The organism is Agrococcus jejuensis (assembly GCF_007679035.1).
In the GTDB taxonomy this organism is placed as follows: domain Bacteria; phylum Actinomycetota; class Actinomycetes; order Actinomycetales; family Microbacteriaceae; genus Agrococcus; species Agrococcus jejuensis_A.
The window spans coordinates 1-5238 of the sequence record NZ_VEFR01000008.1 but is presented as its reverse complement, the minus strand read 5'-3'; the positions used below and the strand labels follow the sequence as shown (position 1 = coordinate 5238).

The 5238-nt window shown below is 55.8% G+C and carries 3 rRNA genes; all 3 read right to left on the bottom strand.

What is annotated here, in order from left to right:
- Nucleotides 1-51: 51 nt before the first annotated feature.
- A 5S ribosomal RNA gene (gene rrf, locus FS793_RS15820) occupies nt 52-168 on the bottom strand.
- Nucleotides 169-269: 101 nt separating this feature from the next.
- Nucleotides 270-3390: ribosomal RNA gene (locus tag FS793_RS15815) — 23S ribosomal RNA — on the bottom strand.
- A 412-nt stretch (nt 3391-3802) separates the two neighbouring features.
- A 16S ribosomal RNA gene (locus tag FS793_RS15810) occupies nt 3803-5238 on the bottom strand; the annotation flags it as partial.

The following is a 5238-nucleotide window of genomic DNA, read 5'->3' as shown; positions in this document are numbered from 1 at the left end:
AAAAGCGAAAAGGGGCCCCAGCGTCATGGCTGGGGCCCCTTTCGAAAAGAAGTCCGGCGGTGTCCTACTCTCCCACAGGGTCCCCCCTGCAGTACCATCGGCGCTGTGAGGCTTAGCTTCCGGGTTCGGAATGTAACCGGGCGTTTCCCTCACGCTATGGCCGCCGAAACACTATTGATGTTTCAGTCGAAATCCTAGCGGATTCCTGTTCTCGACCGTCCATCGAGAACCACAAAGTGGACGCAAGCATCACAACAATCATGTGATGAGTTATCAAGTCATCGGCCTATTAGTACCGGTCAGCTCCACGGGTCGTTAGTCCCCGCTTCCACATCCGGCCTATCAACCCAGTCGTCTGGCTGGGGGCCTCTCGCCCGAAGGCATGGAAGTCTCATCTTGAGGCCGGCTTCCCGCTTAGATGCTTTCAGCGGTTATCCATCCCGAACGTAGCTAATCAGCGGTGCTCCTGGCGGAACAACTGACACACCAGAGGTTCGTCCAACCCGGTCCTCTCGTACTAGGGTCAGATCCTCTCAAACTTCCTACGCGCACAGAGGATAGGGACCGAACTGTCTCACGACGTTCTAAACCCAGCTCGCGTGCCGCTTTAATGGGCGAACAGCCCAACCCTTGGGACCTACTCCAGCCCCAGGATGCGACGAGCCGACATCGAGGTGCCAAACCATGCCGTCGATATGGACTCTTGGGCAAGATCAGCCTGTTATCCCCGAGGTACCTTTTATCCGTTGAGCGACAGCGCTTCCACAAGCCACTGCCGGATCACTAGTCCCGACTTTCGTCCCTGCTCCAGTTGTCACTGTCACAGTCAAGCTCCCTTGTGCACTTACACTCGACACCTGATTGCCAACCAGGTTGAGGGAACCTTTGGGCGCCTCCGTTACTTTTTGGGAGGCAACCGCCCCAGTTAAACTACCCATCAGGCACTGTCCCTGAACCGGATCACGGTTCTAAGTTAGATGTCCAGAGTGACCAGAGTGGTATTTCAACGGCGACTCCACCTGAACTAGCGTCCAAGCTTCACAGTCTCCCACCTATCCTACACAAGTCACGCCGAACACCAATACCAAACTATAGTAAAGGTCACGGGGTCTTTCCGTCCTTCTGCGCGTAACGAGCATCTTTACTCGTAGTGCAATTTCGCCGAGTTCGCGGTTGAGACAGCTGGGAAGTCGTTACGCCATTCGTGCAGGTCGGAACTTACCCGACAAGGAATTTCGCTACCTTAGGATGGTTATAGTTACCACCGCCGTTTACTGGGGCTTAAATTCAGAGCTTCGCTTGCGCTAACCCCTCCTCTTAACCTTCCAGCACCGGGCAGGCGTCAGTCCGTATACATCGTCTTGCGACTTGGCACGGACCTGTGTTTTTAGTAAACAGTCGCTTCCCACTGGTCTCTGCGGCCGTCAAACGCTCAGGGAGCAAGTCCCATCACGCCTCAGGCCCCCCTTCTCCCGAAGTTACGGGGGCATTTTGCCGAGTTCCTTAACCACGATTCTCTCGATCTCCTTAGTATTCTCTACCTGACCACCTGAGTCGGTTTGGGGTACGGGTGACTTGAACCTCGCGTCGATGCTTTTCTCGGCAGCATAGGATCGTCGACTTCCCTCTAGGGTTCGGCATCGGCTCTCGGGGAATAGAGAAGACGGATTTGCCTATCTTCACCCCTACGACCTTGCCCGGACTCAACCATCGGCCCGGTTCGACTACCTTCCTGCGTCACACCTGTTAATACGCTAGCCGCACCAGCATGGGGTCGAGTGCTAGCTCAAGGAACGTCACCCCGAAGGGATCGGTTCCAAGAATTCGGACTCTTAGCACCACTGGATTGACTTGGGCGGTTCTTCGCCAGCGCAGGAATATCAACCTGCTGTCCATCGACTACGCCTGTCGGCCTCGCCTTAGGTCCCGGCTTACCCAGGGAAGATTAGCTTGACCCTGGAACCCTTGGTCTTTCGGAGGACATGTTTCTCACATGTCTTTCGCTACTCATGCCTGCATTCTCACTCGTGCAGCATCCACGGCTGGTTTCCACCGCCGCTTCGCTCGCTGCACGACGCTCTCCTACCGATCCGCACGCCTGGACAGCCATCAAGTGGCTGCCGAGCTGTTGCGCGAATCCCATAACTTCGGTGGTGTGCTTGAGCCCCGTTACATTGTCGGCGCCGAATCACTTGACCAGTGAGCTATTACGCACTCTTTCAAGGGTGGCTGCTTCTAAGCCAACCTCCTGGTTGTCTAAGCAACTCGACATCCTTTTCCACTTAGCACACGCTTAGGGACCTTAGTTGATGGTCTGGGTTGTTTCCCTCTCGACTATGAAGCTTATCCCCCACAGTCTCACTGCTGCGCTCTCACTTACCGGCATTCGGAGTTTGGCTGACGTCAGTAACCTTTTGGGGCCCATCGGCCATCCAGTAGCTCTACCTCCGGCAAGAAACACGCAACGCTGCACCTAAATGCATTTCGGAGAGAACCAGCTATCACGAAGTTTGATTGGCCTTTCACCCCTATCCACAGCTCATCCCCTCAGTTTTCAACCTAAGTGGGTTCGGTCCTCCACGAGGTCTTACCCTCGCTTCAACCTGGCCATGGATAGATCACTTCGCTTCGGGTCTAGGACATGCGACTGAATCGCCCTATTCAGACTCGCTTTCGCTACGGCTACCCCACTCGGGTTAACCTCGCCACATATCGCTAACTCGCAGGCTCATTCTTCAAAAGGCACGCCGTCACAGCTACCAGGGCTGCTCCGACGGTTTGTAAGCAAACGGTTTCAGGTACTATTTCACTCCCCTCCCGGGGTACTTTTCACCTTTCCCTCACGGTACTTGTCCGCTATCGGTCATCTGGGAGTATTTAGGCTTACCAGGTGGTCCTGGCTGATTCACACGGGATTTCTCGGGCCCCGTGCTACTTGGGATCCCCCTCGCACCATTACGACATTTCGACTACCGGACTGTCACCGTCTGTGGTGAGCCTTTCCAAGCTCTTCGTCTATGTCGCGCTGTAATGCTTGTCGATCGGCAGATCGACTGAAGGGTCCCGCTACCCCGACCATGCAACGCCTGCCGGCTATCACACATGATCGGTTTGGCCTCTTCCGGTTTCGCTCGCCACTACTAACGGAATCACGGTTGTTTTCTCTTCCTGTGGGTACTGAGATGTTTCACTTCCCCACGTTCCCTCTACCCGCCCTATATATTCAGGCGGGAGTCACTGGGTCGGCACGCCGCCCAGCGGGGTTTCCCCATTCGGAAATCCTCGGATCGAGGCTCGTTTATCAGCTCCCCGAGGCTTATCGCAGATTACTACGTCCTTCATCGGCTCCAGATGCCAAGGCATCCACCGTTTGCTCTTAAAGACTTGATCACAACATGAGTATTGTTGGTTATCGGAAGCACCTGACAAGCAGGTGCACCAAATAATTTTGATCAGAACATCTGGACGAAAACGTCCAGAGCTCTAAGATGCTCGCGTCCACTGTGTAGTTCTCAACATACGGTCGGTCCCGCCACTCCACGATCGATCTCGATCGCCTCATGCCGGTCCGAGGGTCTGTCCGTAGCCGCCGAAGCGACTGCGTCCGGTCCCTCAGGACCCAACAGCGTGCATGCGCCCCCGTCGAGCTGCGCCTTCGTTCCTTGCCGGCAAGCCGGCCGTACTAGAAAGCAGCAGCGCTCGAGGAGCGCCAATGTCAATGTTCCACCCTTGAGCGACCACCGGTCGACATTCGCGACCGAAGTGGCCCTGGATCGGTGTACCCGACCAGAAAGCTCCTTAGAAAGGAGGTGATCCAGCCGCACCTTCCGGTACGGCTACCTTGTTACGACTTAGTCCTAATTACCGATCCCACCTTCGACGGCTCCCTCCACAAGGGTTAGGCCACCGGCTTCGGGTGTTACCGACTTTCATGACTTGACGGGCGGTGTGTACAAGGCCCGGGAACGTATTCACCGCAGCGTTGCTGATCTGCGATTACTAGCGACTCCGACTTCATGAGGTCGAGTTGCAGACCTCAATCCGAACTGAGACCGGCTTTTTGGGATTCGCTCCACCTTACGGTATCGCAGCCCATTGTACCGGCCATTGTAGCATGCGTGAAGCCCAAGACATAAGGGGCATGATGATTTGACCTCATCCCCACCTTCCTCCGAGTTGACCCCGGCAGTATCCCATGAGTTCCCACCATTACGTGCTGGCAACATAGGACGAGGGTTGCGCTCGTTGCGGGACTTAACCCAACATCTCACGACACGAGCTGACGACAACCATGCACCACCTGTTTACGAGTGTCCAAAGAGTTCACTGTCTCCAGTGCGTTCTCGTATATGTCAAGCCTTGGTAAGGTTCTTCGCGTTGCATCGAATTAATCCGCATGCTCCGCCGCTTGTGCGGGCCCCCGTCAATTCCTTTGAGTTTTAGCCTTGCGGCCGTACTCCCCAGGCGGGGAACTTAATGCGTTAGCTACGACACGGAGACCGTGGAATGGTCCCCACATCTAGTTCCCAACGTTTACGGCGTGGACTACCAGGGTATCTAAGCCTGTTTGCTCCCCACGCTTTCGCTCCTCAGCGTCAGTAACGGCCCAGAGATCTGCCTTCGCCATCGGTGTTCCTCCTGATATCTGCGCATTCCACCGCTACACCAGGAATTCCAATCTCCCCTACCGCACTCTAGTCTGCCCGTACCCACTGCAAGCCCGAGGTTGAGCCTCGGGATTTCACAGCAGACGCGACAGACCGCCTACGAGCTCTTTACGCCCAATAATTCCGGATAACGCTCGCACCCTACGTATTACCGCGGCTGCTGGCACGTAGTTAGCCGGTGCTTTTTCTGCAGGTACCGTCACTTTCGCTTCTTCCCTGCTAAAAGAGGTTTACAACCCGAAGGCCTTCGTCCCTCACGCGGCGTTGCTGCATCAGGCTTGCGCCCATTGTGCAATATTCCCCACTGCTGCCTCCCGTAGGAGTCTGGGCCGTGTCTCAGTCCCAGTGTGGCCGGTCACCCTCTCAGGCCGGCTACCCGTCGTCGCCTTGGTGAGCCATTACCTCACCAACTAGCTGATAGGCCGCGAGCTCATCCCTGACCGAAGTTCTTTCCAGCCGCTGCAGATGCCTGCTCGGCTCGTATCCGGTATTAGACGCCGTTTCCAGCGCTTATCCCAGAGTCAGGGGCAGATTGCTCACGTGTTACTCACCCGTTCGCCACTAATCCAGA